Origin of the sequence: Mycobacterium novum (assembly GCF_010726505.1) — a bacterium.
GTDB classification, from domain to species: Bacteria; Actinomycetota; Actinomycetes; order Mycobacteriales; family Mycobacteriaceae; genus Mycobacterium; species Mycobacterium algericum.
Genome location: NZ_AP022562.1, coordinates 1,195,438 through 1,212,355 on the forward strand (window position 1 = coordinate 1,195,438; position 16,918 = coordinate 1,212,355).

The window sequence follows — 16,918 nt, forward strand, 5'->3', positions numbered from 1 at the left end:
CCGCGCGAGCAGGCCCAACTCTAACAGCAGAACTAGAACGTGTTCTAGGAAATGTTTCGGCGGGTCAGGGACCCGCCAGGTCGCCCAGCAACTCGCGCACCGACGCTCGCGTCCCGTACGGCTCGAGCAGGAAGCTGGCCGGGCGGGGGCGGACGCGTTGCGGCCACCAGAACCACCGCCCGAATATCCGCGCGATCGAGGGCGTCATCAACGCACGCACGATGAAGGTGTCGAACAGCAACCCGAGACCGATCGTGGTGCCGACCTGGCCGATGATCCGCAGGTCGCTGACCACCATCGACATCATCGTGAATGCGAACACCAGGCCCGCGGAGGTGACCACCCTGCCGGTGCCGGCCATCGCCCGGATGGTGCCGGTGTTGATGCCGGCGTGCAGTTCCTCTTTCATCCGGGAGACCAGCAGCAGGTTGTAGTCGGACCCGACCGCCAGCAGGATGATCACCGACATCGCCAGCACCATCCAGTGCAGCCGGATACCGAGAATGTGCTGCCAGACAAGGACTGACACACCGAACGATGCGCCCAGCGACAGCAGGACGGTGCCCACGATCGCCAGCGCGGCGACCAGCGCCCGGGTGATGATCAACATCACGATGAAGATCAGCGACAAGGCGGCCAGCCCCGCGATGAGCAAGTCGTTTCGGGAACCGTCCTGCCAATCCTTGGCGGTCGGCGAGGCGCCCGCCAGGAACACCCCGGCGTTCGCCAGCGGTGTGCCCTTGAGTGCCTCCGTGGCGGCATTGGTGATCTGATTGACCCTCGCAATGCCTTCGGGAGTCGCCGGGTCGCCGCTGTGCGAGATGATGAACCGGGCCGCCTTGCCGTCCGGAGACAAGAACAGCGCCATCGCCTTCTGGAAGTCCGGGCTGTCCAAGACTTCCGGGGGGAGATAGAACGAGTCGTCGTTCTTGGCGGCGTCGAACGCCATCCCCATCGCCGAGGCGTCCTGCATCATGTCATCAATGCCGGCGAACATCCCGGACATGGTGCTGTAGGTGGTCATCGTGGCTTTCCACATCGACTCCATGAGTTCGATCAGCTGCGGGAATTGCGCGACGACCTTGGGCATGACCACATCGAATGGACTCATTTCGGCCAGCATCAGGTCCATCTGCTCGCTGGCTTCGTCGACACCGTCGAGCAACTCGAATGCGCTGCGAATCGAGAAGCAGATCGGGATGTCGAAACAATGTGGCTCCCACTGGAAGTAGGCACGGATGGGCCGGATGAAATCTTCGAAGTCGGCAAAGGAGTCCCGCAGGTGGTCGGTGACGTCGCGCAACTCAGTCGAGTCGAGGATCATATGGTGCGTCGTGTCCGACAGTTTCCTGGTCACGTCGTACTGATTCCGCATTGCCGCAATGATCTTCGCCAGATTATCGGCCTGCTGTCGCATATCGCCGATGCGCTCTTTCTGGAACTGCATCGCCTGCGCCTGATCGGCTTGCTGAATGCTGAGCAAGAACGGGATGGACGTCTTGCCAAGCGGTGCGCCATCGGGTCGGGTGACCCCTTGGACACGGGAGATGCCCCGAATTCTGAAGACCGCCTTGGCCACCTTGTTCAGGACCAGGAAGTCGGTCTGGTTACGCATATCGTGGTCGGACTCGAGGAGCAGGATGTCCGGCATGAGCCGAGCCTGGGAGAAATGTTCCTCCGCAGCGGCGAACCCGATATTGGCCGGGATGTTCGCGGGCATGTACCGACGGTCGTCGTAGCTGGTCTGGTAGCCGGCGAGGGCCAGCAGACCGACCAGTGCCAGCGCCGAAGCGACGGTCAGCATCGGTACCGGCCATCGCACGATTGCGGTGCCGACGCCACGCCAGCGCCCGGTCCGCGCTCGGCGCTTCGGGTCCAACAGCCCGAACCGGGCTGCCACGGCGATACCGGCAGGAACCAGTGTGACCGCGACCAGGACCGCGATCAACATGCCGACCGAGCAGGGGATGCCCAGGCTGACGAAGTACGGCAGCCGAGTGAAGCGCAGGCAGAACAGCGCACCGGCGATCGTCACTCCGGACGCCAGCACCACCGGGGCGACGCTGCGATACATCGTGTAATAGGCGGTCTCCGGGTCCTCGCCGGCCCGACGAGCTTCTTGATACCGGCCGAGGAAGAAGATCCCGTAGTCGGTGCCCGTCGCGATCGCGAGTGACGTCAGCAGATTCACCGCAAACGTGGACAGCTGCAACATGCCGTTGTGCCCGAGCAACGCAATGCCGCCGCGGGCCGCAGCCAGTTCGAGACCGACCATGATCAGCAGCACGATCACCGTGACGACCGACCGGTAGACGAACAACAGCATGACGAAGATGACGCCGACGGTCACGATGGTGATCGTCACGACCGAAGCGTTGCCGCTGTGTTGCATGTCCGACATCAGCGGCGCTTGACCGGTGACGTAGACGTGCAGCCCGGGCGGTGGCGGCATCCGGCGCACGATGTCGCGGACCGCGGCCACCGACTCGTCACCGAGTGTGGTGCCCTGGTCACCCGCCAGGTTCAGCTGGACGTACGTAGCTTTCCGATCAGCACTCTGCACACTTGCCGACGTCAGCCGATCCCCCCACAGATCCTGCACATGCTGCACGTGCTCGGGTTCGTCTCGCAGCGCCCGGATCAGCCCGGCGTAGTACCGATGGGCCGCAGTACCGAGAGGTTGCTCCCCTTCGATCACGATCATCGCGAGGCTGTTGGAGTCGGATTCGCCGAAGTCCCTGCCCATCCGTGCCATCGCCTGGGCAGACGATGCATCCGCCGGGATCAACGACATGCCGTGCTCCCGGCCGACCTGTTCCAGGGAAGGGAGACCGAAACTCAATGCCAGCGACATCGCGATCCACGCCAGGATGATCAACACCGCGGATCGGCGGATGGTTCGGGCCATCAGTGACGGACGAGGGTGCTCGGTGTTCATCGGCACGCGCTAATCCCTGAGGAATATCGCGCGCACCAGCGGCCGTGGCCCGACCGACCGGAGCATCGTGCTGGCCGGGCGCGGGCGCACCTTCTGCGGCCACCAGAACCAGCGCCCCAGCAACGCCGCCACCGTCGGCGTCATGAAGGTGCGCACGATCAACGTGTCGAACAGCAGCCCCATACCGATGGTGGTGCCCACCTGGCTGATGCTCAGCAGGTCGCTGACCACCATGGAGGCCATGGTGAACGCGAACACCAGGCCGGCGGTCGTCACCACTTTGCCGGTACCGGCCATGGCGCGGATGATCCCTGTGTTGATGCCGGCGCCGATCTCCTCCTTCATCCGAGCGACCAGCATCAGGTTGTAGTCGGACCCGACCGCCAACATCACGATCACCGACATCGCCAGCACCACCCAGTTCATCTGCACACCGACCAGGTGCTGCCAGACCAACACCGACAGCCCGAACGCAGCGCCCATCGAGATCACCACGGTCCCAACGATTACCAGCGCGGCGACCAGGCTGCGGGTGAAGATCATCATGACGACGAAGATCAGGCACAGCGCCGAAAGGCCTGCGATCAACAGGTCGTAGTTGGACCCGATCACCAGGTCACGCGCGGTCGCCGCCGCGCCCGCGAGGTAGACCTGGGCGCTTTCCAACGGGGTTCCCTTGAGTGCTTCCTCCGCAGCGGCCTTGATCGGTTCGACCAGCGCCATGCCCTCCGGCGTCAACGGGTCGCCGCGCTGGGAGATCATCATCCGGGCCGCTTTGCCGTCCGGGGACATGAAGATGTCCATGACGCGTTGAAAGTCCTTGTTCTTCAATACCTCTGGGGGAAGATAGAAGGAGTCGTCACTGTTGGCCGCGTCGAACGCCTTGCCCATGGCCGTCGCATTGTCGGTGGAATCCTCCATCTGACCCAAGACGCCGGACATGGTGCTGTACATCGACAGGATCATGGTTCGAGAGCTGCGCATGGTCTCGATCATGAGCGGGAACTGGGCGAGCATCTGCGGCATGAGCAGATCCAGTTGGTCCATGTCGGTGATGAGATCCGTTAATTTCTCACTGATCTGGTCGACACCGTCCATCACGTCGAACATCGACCGAATCGCGAAGCAGACGGGGATGTCATAGCAGTGCGGTTCCCAGTAGAAGTACGTGCGAATCGGCCGCCAGAAGTCTTCGACGTCGGCGACGTTGTCCCGCAGTCTGTCCGTGACTTCCTTCATCTCGTGCGCGGTTCCCACGGTGCTGTGGGTGGCGTCGGCCATCTGCTTCATGAGCCCATACATCCGCTGCATGGTGTTGATCGCTTCGCCCATGTCGTCGGCCTGCTTGAGCATGTCCTGCATGTTGGCTTGCTGGAATGGCAGGCCCAACCGCTGACTGGCGCTCGAAACACTGAGCATCGACGGGATCGACGTGTGGTTGAGCGGTGTGCCCTCGGGCCGCGTCACCGACTGCACGCTGGCGACGCCGGGAATCGCGAAAACCCCCTTGGCAACCTTGTTCAGCACCAGGAAATCAGTCGAGTTGCGCATGTCGTGGTCGGATTCGATCAGCAGGATGTTCGGTGTGGACATCCGCGACGTCGGGAAATGTCGCTCCAAGGCCGTCAGACCTTCGATTGACGGGATGCTCTTCGGGATGAACTTCTGGTCGCTGTAACTGGGGTTGTATCCGGCCAGCGTCAGCAGCCCGACCAGAGCCGCTGCTATCGCTGCCGCCAAGATCGGGGCGGGCCATCGGACGACCGCGGTACCGACCCTTCGCCACGTCTTGGTGATGATCTTGCGCTTGGGTTCGAACAAACCGAACCTTCCACCCACCACCATCACCGCGGGAATCAGCGTCAGCGCCACGGCCACCGCCACCAGGATGCCGATCGCCCCGGGTACGCCCAGCGGCTGGAAATACGGTAGCCGGGTGAAGTGCAGGCAGAAGATGGCGCCGGCGATCGTCAGACCGGAGGCCAACACCACCTTGGCGACCCCCCGATAGGCTGTGTAGTAAGCACTTTCGCGATCCTCACCGGCCAGGCGCGCCTCCTGATATCGCCCGGTGAAGAAGATCCCGTAGTCGGTTGACGCGGCGATCCCGACCGAGACCAACAGGTTGACTACGTAGGTGGTGAGGCCGACGATCCCCTGTTCGCCGAGGAAGGCGACGATCCCCTTGGCGACTTGCAACTGGATGCCGACCAGCAACAGCAAGACGATCACGCTGACCACCGAGCGGTAGACGATCAGCAGCATGATGAAGATCACCGCGAACGTTACCGTCGTGACCAGCAGGACGGTCTTGTTGCCGCTCTTGGACATGTCCGCCACGATCGGTGCCGGTCCGGTCACGTAGGCCGTGACCCCGGGCGGCGGCGGGGTGCCCGACACCACGTCCTGCACCATCTGAACCGCGTCGTTGGCTTGCGCCGTACCGATATTGCCGCGAAGGTTCAGCATCACGTACGCGGCTTTGCCGTCACCGCTTTGGGCACCGCCGGCCGTCAGCGGATCGCCCCAGAAGTCCTGTATGTGCTCGACACGGTCGGGGTCTGCCTTGAGCCGGCTGATGATCGAGTCGTAGAACCGGTGTGCGTCGACGCCCAGGGGTTCCTCGCCCTCGAGCAGTATCACCGCGACGCTCTCGGAATTCGCCTCCTGGAACAGCTCGCCCATCAGCTTCATCGCTTTGAACGACGGCGCGTCGACCGGACTCAGCGACAGCGAGTGCTCCGATTCGACCTGCTCCAACGGTGGGACGCTCCCGGACAGCACGACGGTGACCGCCAGCCAGATCAAGACGATCACCAGCGCGAACCGTCGGATCATTCTCGCCGCCAGCGGTTGGCTGCCTCCCGGCTGGTCCGTCGACGCCACGGTCATGCCGCTTTCAGCACGCAGAAGGTCAGCGCGTTCACCAGGTTGACCGTCTTCTCGGATTTGATCTCGTCATCGACTCGGATGCGGCAGCCGATTCTGCTGCTGTCGCCCTGGGCCATGAGGCTGCCTGCCGCGGTGGCCTGGGTGATCTCAAAGGTCAGCGACCACGGCAGGTGCACGTTGCGGATCGTCCGGGGCTCGCTGTCGGCGTCGAAGTAGCTGATCATCGCCACTGTTCCCGGTGCGCCGAAGACCTCGTAGGTCAGGTGCTTGGGATTGAAAGACTCGGTGTCAGCTGTCGCGGTGTCGGCGTAGGAGGTGTGGTGCTCAGTGCCGAAAACCTCACGCAGATTCGACACCGCGAACACGGTGGACGCAACAACCACCGCTGCCACCAGCGGTATCCATAAATGTTTGAGTAGTGGGAAAATCGCGACTCCCCGGGTTAGATCCATGCCCCCCATGGCACGACGGTCATCGGCTCACGTCAGGTCAACGTTCCCGAGTGCGCGAACGCACGGCCGTAGCCACCGTATTTACCCTCCCGATGCACCCAAGATCTCGTCGGTTGAGTAAATCATGCGAGTGGGGTCCGGGGCGTTGCTTCAGTGGACAAGTTTTGGACAAGATCAGAGCACGCAAAAGGGGGGTTGACCAGCGGTGAGCGCCGGGTCCCGGGTGTGGCCGGACGCCCCGGCGGGCCGACGCGGACGGGCCGGCGCCCACGATGCCGCCGCGGCGGCACAGGGCCGCGGTACGGCAGTCGGCGCAACACCTGCCCGGCCGCCTCGGGACAGTTCGGACCACGGAGTTCGGGGACACCTGCTACGCCGTATAGCGGTCCGCCCAAATCCATTGCCGGATCCAATGGCCCGGCATCCACGAAACCTTGTGCAATTCACATTTCACCCGATATTGCAGCAAACTCATCGACGTCGCCGGTAGAGTTCTCCCATGAGTCTCCCGAAACACCCGGCGCCGCTGACCGGAGTGTCCGAGACCGCGTTGATGACATTGAACTCGCGGGCAGCCGAAGCCCGCCGCCCGGACCGGATCCTCGATGATCCGATGGCGATCCGATTGGTCGACAGCATCGATTTCGACTTCACAAAATTCGGGCGCACCGGTCAAGCTACGGCGTTACGTGGGCTGGCGTTTGACACCCATACTCGTGACTACCTTCAGCAGCATCCATCCGCCACCGTGGTGGCGCTGGCAGAGGGACTGGAGACCAGCTTCTGGCGACTCAATGCCACCGTCGTCGATGCTGAATTCCGTTGGCTGACCATCGACTTGCCGCCCGTTATCCACCTGCGTTCCCAACTGCTGCCTTCATCGCCGCGAATCGCCATGCGTGCTCAGTCGGTACTCGACTACAGTTGGATGGATCAGATCGATCCCGATGCGGGAGTGTTCATTACTGCGGAGGGTCTGCTTATGCATCTGGAGCCCGAAAGGGCATTGAATTTGATCGCCGAATCCGCGCGACGGTTCCCCGGCGGGCAACTATTGTTCGATCTCCCCCCTGCTCGGGCCGCTAAATCATCGCGCCGTCGGGGTCTGCGAATCTCTCGACGCTACCGGGCCCCTGCGCTGCCATTCGGCGCCTCACCCTCGCAACTGGCCACCTGGCTCACCTCGATGACCGGGGTCAGCTCCATTCACAACCTGCGATTCCCGCGGGGCCGATCACGGACGCTCAACGCCGTCCTGGCTCTCAACCACAGACTCGGCGGCCGACTGGGCACTTCACTGACGCTGGTCGAGTTCGGGCGGGCGAGTTCGACCTCGGACGGGTAGCGCACCGGATTTTCTGCCGACCGTATCTTTGAAAACTGCGCCGCCCGGCCGGCTGATCAGCTAACCGGTGATTGACCGGCTATCGAACGATGACCTGAGCTGTTCTCCGTAATTGCGCAATACAGCCGCGGTGAGCATCTCGAAATGTGAACAATCGACCGCGTATTCTACGACATCACCGGATGCATAGGGGCTCCATGACTGCGGACCCCGATGGTTGTCGACTCGTCGCCGCACCCCCCGTCGCCAGAATCTTTGGCACTGCAATTCTGTTTCCGGCACCGCGCTACCGTTGCCCCTCCGCCGCATGGCGTTGAATGCAATGATCTGTCCCTGGTAAACGTCGGGAACGTGGCCGGAAAGTAATGCTCGGTTCGCGGCGATGTTACGGATCATGGAAGCCACTACCTCGTACGGTGGCAGGTCTATCCCAACTCCTCGCCGCCGCATCAGTCGCTCAACCCGCCGGTACGTGAGAAGTCCCCGATACCGTGGCGTACTGATGCCATTGTTGCGCAATAGATTCTTCAAGACCAATGATTCCGTTAGCACGTGATCCCCCAGGGCGAGGCCAGGAGTTATTTCGGTGAATTTCCCCATCCGCCCCGCGGCCAGCATGGAGTCCAGCAGAATCAGACGTTCGACTTCGTATCCGCGCCGCTGGAGTTCGACAGCGATTTGGTGGGCGACGACCCCCCCGAAAGACCAACCGAGGAGTCGGTACGGTCCGCTTGGAGAAATGGCTTGGATGCGATCTATATAATTTTCCGCCATCTCCCTGATCGATCCGGGTTCAGCTTCGCCCTCGTGAGAGATCTGGTTTATGCCGATAATCGGGCAATCCAAATGATCTGCGAGGTTGCGGTACGCCCAGCTGAGCCCGAACCCGTCATGGACGCAGAACAGCGGGGTGCCCGCTCCCCTGTTGAGAACCTGGGCAGGGGCGACGGCTCGTTGTTCACCACCCTGCCCGCCGATCCAATCGGCCAGTTGTGCCACTGTCGGCGCCTCGAACAGCACCCGCACCGCCAACTGGGTGCCGAAAGCCACCCCGACTGCTGCGGCCACCCGCATCGCCGACAACGAATCCCCACCCAAATCGAAGAAGGAGTCATCGACCCCGACCCGCTCGACCCCCAACACCTGGGCATAAATCCCGGCCAAGATCTCCTCGACCGCCGTGACCGGCGCCCGATACCGCCCACCGTGATACTGCGGCACCGGCAACGCATCCCGATCCAACTTGCCGTTGACCGTCAACGGCAGATGCTGCACGACCACGATCGCCGCCGGCACCATATAGCCCGGCAACCGCTGCCCCAACAACGCCCGCACCCCAGCCGAATCCACCACCCCGCCACCCGATTCGGTCACATACCCCACCAAGCGACGATCCCCAGGACGATCCTCACGCACCACCACCGCCACCTGACCAACACCGTCCACGGCAGCCAACGCAGCCTCGACCTCCCCCAACTCGATGCGATACCCCCGCACCTTCACCTGCTCATCAGCACGACCCACATACTCCAACTGGCCCTGCTGATTCCACCGCACCAAATCCCCGGTCCGATACATCCGCTGCCCCACACCACCAAACGGACACGCCACAAACCGCGACGCCGTCAACGACGAACGCCCCACATACCCCACCGCCACACCCGAACCCGCCACATACAACTCACCCACCACACCAACAGGCACCGGCCGCAACCACGCATCCACCACAAACAACGCCGCCCCCGGCACCGGAGCACCAATCGGCACCACACCGCCACACCCCGGCGTCAACGGCGCACTCAACGCGCTGTAGATAGTGGCCTCCGTCGGCCCATACACATTGCGCATCACCCGACCCGGCGCCCACCGATCCACCAACTCAGCCGGACACGCCTCAGCACCAACCACCAACGCCACCGACTCCAACCCCACCGGCGACAACGCCCCCACCGCCGACGGCGACTGGTTAAAACCACTGACCTGCTCGGCCACCAACAACGCATGCAACTCCGACGGAGAGGCCGCCACCTGCTCAGGCACCACCACCAACCGGCCCCCATGCAGCAACGCACCCCAGATCTCAGCCACCGACCAGTCAAACGCCAACGAATGACACAACGCCCACACCCCCGGACGCGCCAACCCCGCATCCAGCGCATCCAGCAACCGGGTCACATTGCGATGAGTAACCGCCACCCCCTTGGGAACACCCGTGGTGCCCGAGGTGTAAATGACATACGCAATGTCATCAGCCACCGGCCCGACACCCACCGCCGACACCGGCTGATCAGCCACCACCGGATCATCAACATCGACCACCACCGCACAACCGGCCACCCGATCCGCCAACCCCCCACACGTCACCACCACCGACACCGCCGCATCAGCCAACACAAACTCCAACCGCGCATCAGGCACCACCGGATCCACCGGCACATACCCCGCCCCGGTCTTGAGCACCGCCAAAATCGCCACCACCGCCTGCGCACAACGCGGCAACAACAACCCCACCCGATCACCAGGCCCCACCCCATAACCCACCAACACATGCGCCAACCGATTCGAGGCCTCATCAACCTCCCGGTACGACCACGACCGCCCCCCACACCGCAACGCCACCACACCCGGCGACACCGACACCCACCGCGCAAACAACCCGGAATCGACACCCCCAACCACCGACGACCCCAACACCGACCGATGACCCCACATCCAACTGCGCACACTCACCAACAACCAACGCATCAATCGACGACAACAACCGCCCCGGATCAGCCGTCATCGCCACCAACACCCGCTCCAAACGATCAACGAGCATCTCAATGCTGGCCGTATCGAACACATCAGTACGAAACTCCACCAACCCAGCAATCCCCGCCGGCTCACCAGCGCCATCCCAGCGCTCCTGCAAAGAAAACGACAGATCCATCCGCGCCGACTGGGTATCAGCACTCAACGGCGAAACCTCAACATCACCCAACACCACCGAGGAAGCCACCGAATCCTGCCCAAAGTTCTGCCACCCCAACATCACCTGCACCAACGGATGATGCGTCAACGACCGCGGCGGATTGAGATGATCCACCACCACCTCAAACGGCACATCCTGATGCTCAAACGCCGCCAGACTGCGCTGACGAACCCGCCCCAACAACCCCGACACACTCGGATCACCCGACAGATCAACCCGCAACACCAACGTATTGACGAAAAACCCGATCAACTCCTCCAACACCGGATCCGGACGCCCCGCCACCGCCACACCCACCGCAACATCACTGCCCCCACCAAGCTTGGACAACAACACCGCCAACCCGGCCTGCACCACCATGAAACTGGTCGCATCATGGGCACGAGCCACCCGCGCAATCTGGCGCTGCAACCCCGCCGGCCACGCCACCGCCACACTGGCACCCCGATAATCAGCCACCGCCGGATACGGCCGATCCGTGGGCAACGCCAACCGCTCCGGCAACCCCGCCAACGCCTCACGCCAATACCGCAACTGCGCAGCGATCACACTGTCAGGATCAGACTCCTCCCCCAACCACTCCCGCTGCCACAACGCATAATCGGCGTACTGCACCCCCAATGCCGGCAACCCCGCATCCGCTCCAGCGCACCGCGCCGTATACGCCGCCCCCAAATCCCGCAACAACGGCGCAATCGACGACCCGTCCCCAGCGATGTGATGCAACACCGCCGCCAACACAAACTCACCACCACCGACATCAAACAACTGCACCCGCAACGGCAGCTGCGTCGCCAAATCAAACCGATACCCCACCACCGCAGCCACCGCCTGCCCCAACCGCTGCTGCGACCACCCCACCGCATCAACCACCCCCCACCCGAAATCAACCTCACCGGCCGCCACCACCTGCTGCCGCGGCACCCCATCGACCACCGGGAACACCGTCCGCAAACTCTCATGACGGCCCACCACATCACCCAACGCCAACCCCAACGCCACCACATCCAACCCACCCGACAGCCCCAACACCACCGGCATGTTGTAGGTAGCAACCTCCCCCTCAAGCTGACTCAAAAACCACAACCGCTGCTGGGCATACGACAACGGCACCACCTGCGGGCGCACCCCCGCCACCAACACCGGCCGACCCCCCGACCCCACCCCAATACGCGGCGCAAGTTGTGCCACGGTGGGCGCCTCAAAGAGCACCCGCACCGCCAACTGGGTATCGAAAGCCACCCCGACTGCTGCGGCCACCCGCATCGCCGACAACGAATCCCCACCCAAATCGAAGAAGGAGTCATCGACCCCGACCCGCTCGACTCCCAACACCTGGGCATAAATCCCGGCCAAGATCTCCTCGACCGCCGTGACCGGCGCCCGATACCGCCCACCGTGATACTGCGGCACCGGCAACGCATCCCGATCCAACTTGCCGTTGACCGTCAACGGCAGATGCTGCACGACCACGATCGCCGCCGGCACCATATAGCCCGGCAACCGCTGCCCCAACAACGCCCGCACCCCAGCCGAATCCACCACCCGCCACCCGATTCGGTCACATACCCCACCAAGCGACGATCCCCAGGACGATCCTCACGCACCACCACCGCCACCTGACCAACACCGTCCACGGCAGCCAACGCAGCCTCGACCTCCCCCAACTCGATGCGATACCCCCGCACCTTCACCTGCTCATCAGCACGACCCACATACTCCAACTGCCCCTGCTGATTCCACCGCACCAAATCCCCGGTCCGATACATCCGCTGCCCCACACCACCAAACGGACACGCCACAAACCGCGACGCCGTCAACGACGAACGCCCCACATACCCCACCGCCACACCCGAACCCGCCACATACAACTCACCCACCACACCAACAGGCACCGGCCGCAACCACGCATCCACCACAAACAACGCCGCCCCGGCACCGGGCACCAATCGGCACCACCCGCCACACCCCGGCGTCAACGGCGCACTGATCGCCCCCAAAATCGTGGTCTCCGTCGGCCCATACGCATTGAGCATCACCCGACCCGGCGCCCACCGATCCACCAACTCAGCCGGACACGCCTCAGCACCAACCAACAACGCCATCGACTCCAACCCCACCGGCGACAACGCCCCACCGCCGACGGAGTCTGAAACAACACATCCACACCTCAGCCACCAACAACGCATGCAACTCCGACGGAGAGGCCGCCACCTGCTCAGGCACCACCACCAACCGGCCCCCACACAACAACGCACCCCACATCTGCCACACCGAGGCATCAAAGGCCAACGAATACCCCAACGCCCACACCCCCGGACACGGCAACCCCACATCCAACGACGCAATCAACTGCGTCAAACTCCGGTGAGTGACCGCCACCCCCTTGGGAACACCCGTGGTGCCCGAGGTGTAAATGACATACGCAATGTCATCAGCCACCGGCCCGACACCCACCGCCGACACCGGCTGATCAGCCACCACCGGATCATCAACATCGACCACCACCGCACAACCGGCCACCCGATCCGCCAACCCCCCACACGTCACCACCACCGACACCGCCGCATCAGCCAACACAAACTCCAACCGCGCATCAGGCACCACCGGATCCACCGGCACATACCCCGCCCCGGTCTTGAGCACCGCCAAAATCGCCACCACCGCCTGCGCACAACGCGGCAACAACAACCCACCCGATCACCAGGCCCCACCCCATAACCCACCAACACATGCGCCAACCGATTCGAGGCCTCATCAACCTCCCGGTACGACCACGACCGCCCCCCACACCGCAACGCCACCACACCCGGCGACACCGACACCCACCGCGCAAACAACCCCGGAATCGACACCCCCCCAACCACCGACGACCCCAACACCGACCGATGACCCCACACATCCAACTGCGCACACTCACCAACAACCAACGCATCAATCGACGACAACAACCGCCCCGGATCAGCCGTCATCGCCACCAACACCCGCTCCAAACGATCAACGAGCATCTCAATGCTGGCCGTATCGAACACATCAGTACGAAACTCCACCAACCCAGCAATCCCCGCCGGCTCACCAGCGCCATCCCAGCGCTCCTGCAAAGAAAACGACAGATCCATCCGCGCCGACTGGGTATCAGCACTCAACGGCGAAACCTCAACATCACCCAACACCACCGAGGAAGCCACCGAATCCTGCCCAAAGTTCTGCCACCCCAACATCACCTGCACCAACGGATGATGCGTCAACGACCGCGGCGGATTGAGATGATCCACCACCACCTCAAACGGCACATCCTGATGCTCAAACGCCGCCAGACTGCGCTGACGAACCCGCCCCAACAACCCCGACACACTCGGATCACCCGACAGATCAACCCGCAACACCAACGTATTGACGAAAAACCCGATCAACTCCTCCAACACCGGATCCGGACGCCCCGCCACCGCCACACCCACCGCAACATCACTGCCCCCACCAAGCTTGGACAACAACACCGCCAACCCGGCCTGCACCACCATGAAACTGGTCGCATCATGGGCACGAGCCACCCGCGCAATCTGGCGCTGCAACCCCGCCGCCACGCCACCGCCACACTGGCACCCCGATAATCAGCCACCGCCGGATACGGCCGATCCGTGGGCAACGCCAACCGCTCCGGCAACCCCGCCAACGCCTCACGCCAATACCGCAACTGCGCAGCGATCACACTGTCAGGATCAGACTCCTCCCCCAACCACTCCCGCTGCCACAACGCATAATCGGCGTACTGCACCCCCAATGCCGGCAACCCCGCATCCGCTCCAGCGCACCGCGCCGTATACGCCGCCCCCAAATCCCGCAACAACGGCGCAATCGACGACCCGTCCCCAGCGATGTGATGCAACACCGCCGCCAACACAAACTCACCACCACCGACATCAAACAACTGCACCCGCAACGGCAGCTGCGTCGCCAAATCAAACCGATACCCCACCACCGCAGCCACCGCCTGCCCCAACCGCTGCTGCGACCACCCCACCGCATCAACCACCCCCCACCCGAAATCAACCTCACCGGCCGCCACCACCTGCTGCCGCGGCACCCCATCGACCACCGGGAACACCGTCCGCAAACTCTCATGACGGCCCACCACATCACCCAACGCCAACCCCAACGCCACCACATCCAACCCACCCGACAGCCCCAACACCACCGGCATGTTGTAGGTAGCAACCTCCCCCTCAAGCTGACTCAAAAACCACAACCGCTGCTGGGCATACGACAACGGCACCACCTGCGGGCGCACCCCCGCCACCAACACCGGCCGACCCCCCGACCCCACCCCAATACGCGGCGCAAGTTGTGCCACGGTGGGCGCCTCAAAGAGCACGCTTACCGGGATCTCGGTGTCGAGTTCGGTCCGGATCCGCGCCAGGAGGCGCATCGCCGACAGGGAGTGGCCCCCCAGGTCGAAGAACGAATCATCGATGCCGACTCGGCTTACCTCGAGAATCTCGCTGAACAGCGCAGCGAGGACGCGTTCGCGGTGATCTCGGGGTGCCCGATACGCCGCTGTGCTGATGAACTCCGGGTCCGGCAGCGCCCGCCGGTCGAGCTTGCCATTGGCGGTCAGCGGCAGCGTCTCCACCGCCATGATCGTTGCCGGCACCATGTACTCCGGCAGCCTGGTGGCCACGAAGTGGCGTAGTTCTGCCACCCGTTCCAGCCCCGCCGGGTCGTTGACCTGTCCGGCCAACGAATCCACCGGTGTGGCGGGCAGATACAGATCCGACATCACCGGTGCCCCGTGGTCCCCGGATGGGTCGGTCACGCGGGTGTAGACCAGATCGACGTGGCCGGCAGTCGTCGACCAGGTCACTGCTGTGGCATAGCCGAGCTCTTCCCCGAGCCGGTGGCACTCATCGGACAAGATCGCATTCGATGTCGTGATGCCGGTGCACAGTTCAGCGACGTTGACGCGATCCCCGGCGGCCACCAAGGCCTTCACCAGCGCCACGTCCGGCCAGATGCCGGCATGCGGCACACCGGTGACCCGCAGCATCGGTGGCCGCTGCGATCGCAGGTACTCACCCAGCCCGGCCAGGTCGGTGAACCGCTGCCATGGCTCAGCCGGTGTCTGGGCGGCAGAGCGCACCGGTACCGGTGCCTTACGCAGTACCACCTCGTAGCGGTAACTGCTCAGCTCGTTGACCACACCCATGCGCTTCAGTTGGATATCGACCGCGGCGATCTCAGGCAGGTGTTGTGGCAATCCTGCGAAGAACTCGGGCGCCAACAACAGTTCCTGCTCGGCCAGCATCTCTCTGCGTACCCGCTCCCGCACCACTGCGGCGGTGTCGAGTCCGACGACCGGATCTGCACACACCACTTTGGTGGTAAACGCTTGCAGCAGCGAAAGGTTACGGATGTCGCCGAGGAATAATGCCCCGCCGGGTGCCAGCAACCGCATCGCCGCCGCCAGCACGTCCAGCAGATAGCCGGCGCTAGGGAAATACTGGATGACGGAGTTGAGTATCACCACATCGAAGTGCCCTTGCGGCAGTCCGTCGGTCACGTCGGCCGGCTGGGTGAGCAACCGGACCCGCTCACTCCACGGCTGGCCCGCTACCCCGGCCTGCAGGTTCTGAATCGTCACCGAGGAGAAATCCGTACCCCAGTACTCGACACAGTCGGCGGCCAGATGGGCCAGCAGCAGGCCCGTACCGACCCCGATCTCCAAGACCCGCCGGGGCCCCAAGCCCCGAATCCGGTCCAGGGCGGCGGAACGCCACTCCCGCATCTGCGCCAATGGGATCGGCTCGCCGGTATAGCTGCTGTTCCAGCCTTCGAAGTCCTCCCCCAACACCGTCGCGGCACCCGTGGAGAACGTTTCCCCCGAGTACAGGCCTTCGTAGACCTCCCGCCACTGATCGACCAGTTGGGCTTCCCGCTGCCGATCCCGCGCCAGCATCATCTGTGGGTCCAGCACCACATAGCCCACCAACTGGTCGCTGAACCCGCCGCCGTCGGCGGTTGACGACGAAGCGTGGGTCACCACCGCGGCCTGCCCCACCCGTGGATGTGCTGCCAGCGCGGCTTCGATCTCCCCCAACTCGATGCGATACCCCCGCACCTTCACCTGCTCATCAGCACGACCCACATACTCCAACTGCCCCTGCTGATTCCACCGCACCAAATCCCCGGTCCGATACATCCGCTGCCCCACACCACCAAACGGACACGCCACAAACCGCGACGCCGTCAACGACGAACGCCCCACATACCCCACCGCCACACCCGAACCCGCCACATACAACTCACCCACCACACCAACAGGC

At 63.5% G+C, this 16,918-nt stretch carries 4 protein-coding genes and 2 pseudogenes; 1 reads left to right on the plus strand and 5 read right to left on the minus strand.

The annotated features are described in order from the left end of the window. Positions 1 to 64: 64 nt before the first annotated feature. From G6N19_RS05605 to G6N19_RS05615, 3 genes are read right to left on the minus strand one after another with little or no spacing between them, the layout of a single operon-like run. A complete protein-coding gene (locus G6N19_RS05605; protein ID WP_193465931.1) occupies positions 65 to 2,938 on the minus strand; it encodes an MMPL/RND family transporter in 2,874 nt (957 codons plus the stop codon). Between the two features lie 9 nt (positions 2,939 to 2,947). Further along, positions 2,948 to 5,830, minus strand: a complete 2,883-nt coding sequence (locus G6N19_RS05610) for an MMPL/RND family transporter (protein WP_193465932.1) — start codon at positions 5,828 to 5,830, stop codon at positions 2,948 to 2,950. Further along, entirely contained in the window at positions 5,827 to 6,282 is a 456-nt protein-coding gene (locus G6N19_RS05615) for an MmpS family transport accessory protein (protein WP_193465933.1), read from the minus strand. Before G6N19_RS05615 ends, G6N19_RS05610 begins: the two co-directional genes overlap by 4 nt. A gap of 499 nt (positions 6,283 to 6,781) precedes the next feature. Between G6N19_RS05615 and G6N19_RS05620 the strand changes: the two genes are divergently transcribed. Then, positions 6,782 to 7,627, plus strand: a complete 846-nt coding sequence (locus tag G6N19_RS05620) for a class I SAM-dependent methyltransferase (RefSeq protein ID WP_193465934.1) — start codon at positions 6,782 to 6,784, stop codon at positions 7,625 to 7,627. 618 nt (positions 7,628 to 8,245) lie between these two features. Here G6N19_RS05620 and G6N19_RS05625 read toward each other — a convergent pair. Both G6N19_RS05625 and G6N19_RS21850 read right to left on the minus strand, forming a co-directional pair. After that, positions 8,246 to 13,570, minus strand: a pseudogene (locus tag G6N19_RS05625) (amino acid adenylation domain-containing protein); the annotation flags it as partial. 6 nt (positions 13,571 to 13,576) lie between these two features. Further along, positions 13,577 to 16,794, minus strand: a pseudogene (locus tag G6N19_RS21850) (condensation domain-containing protein); the annotation flags it as partial. Positions 16,795 to 16,918: the final 124 nt, after the last annotated feature.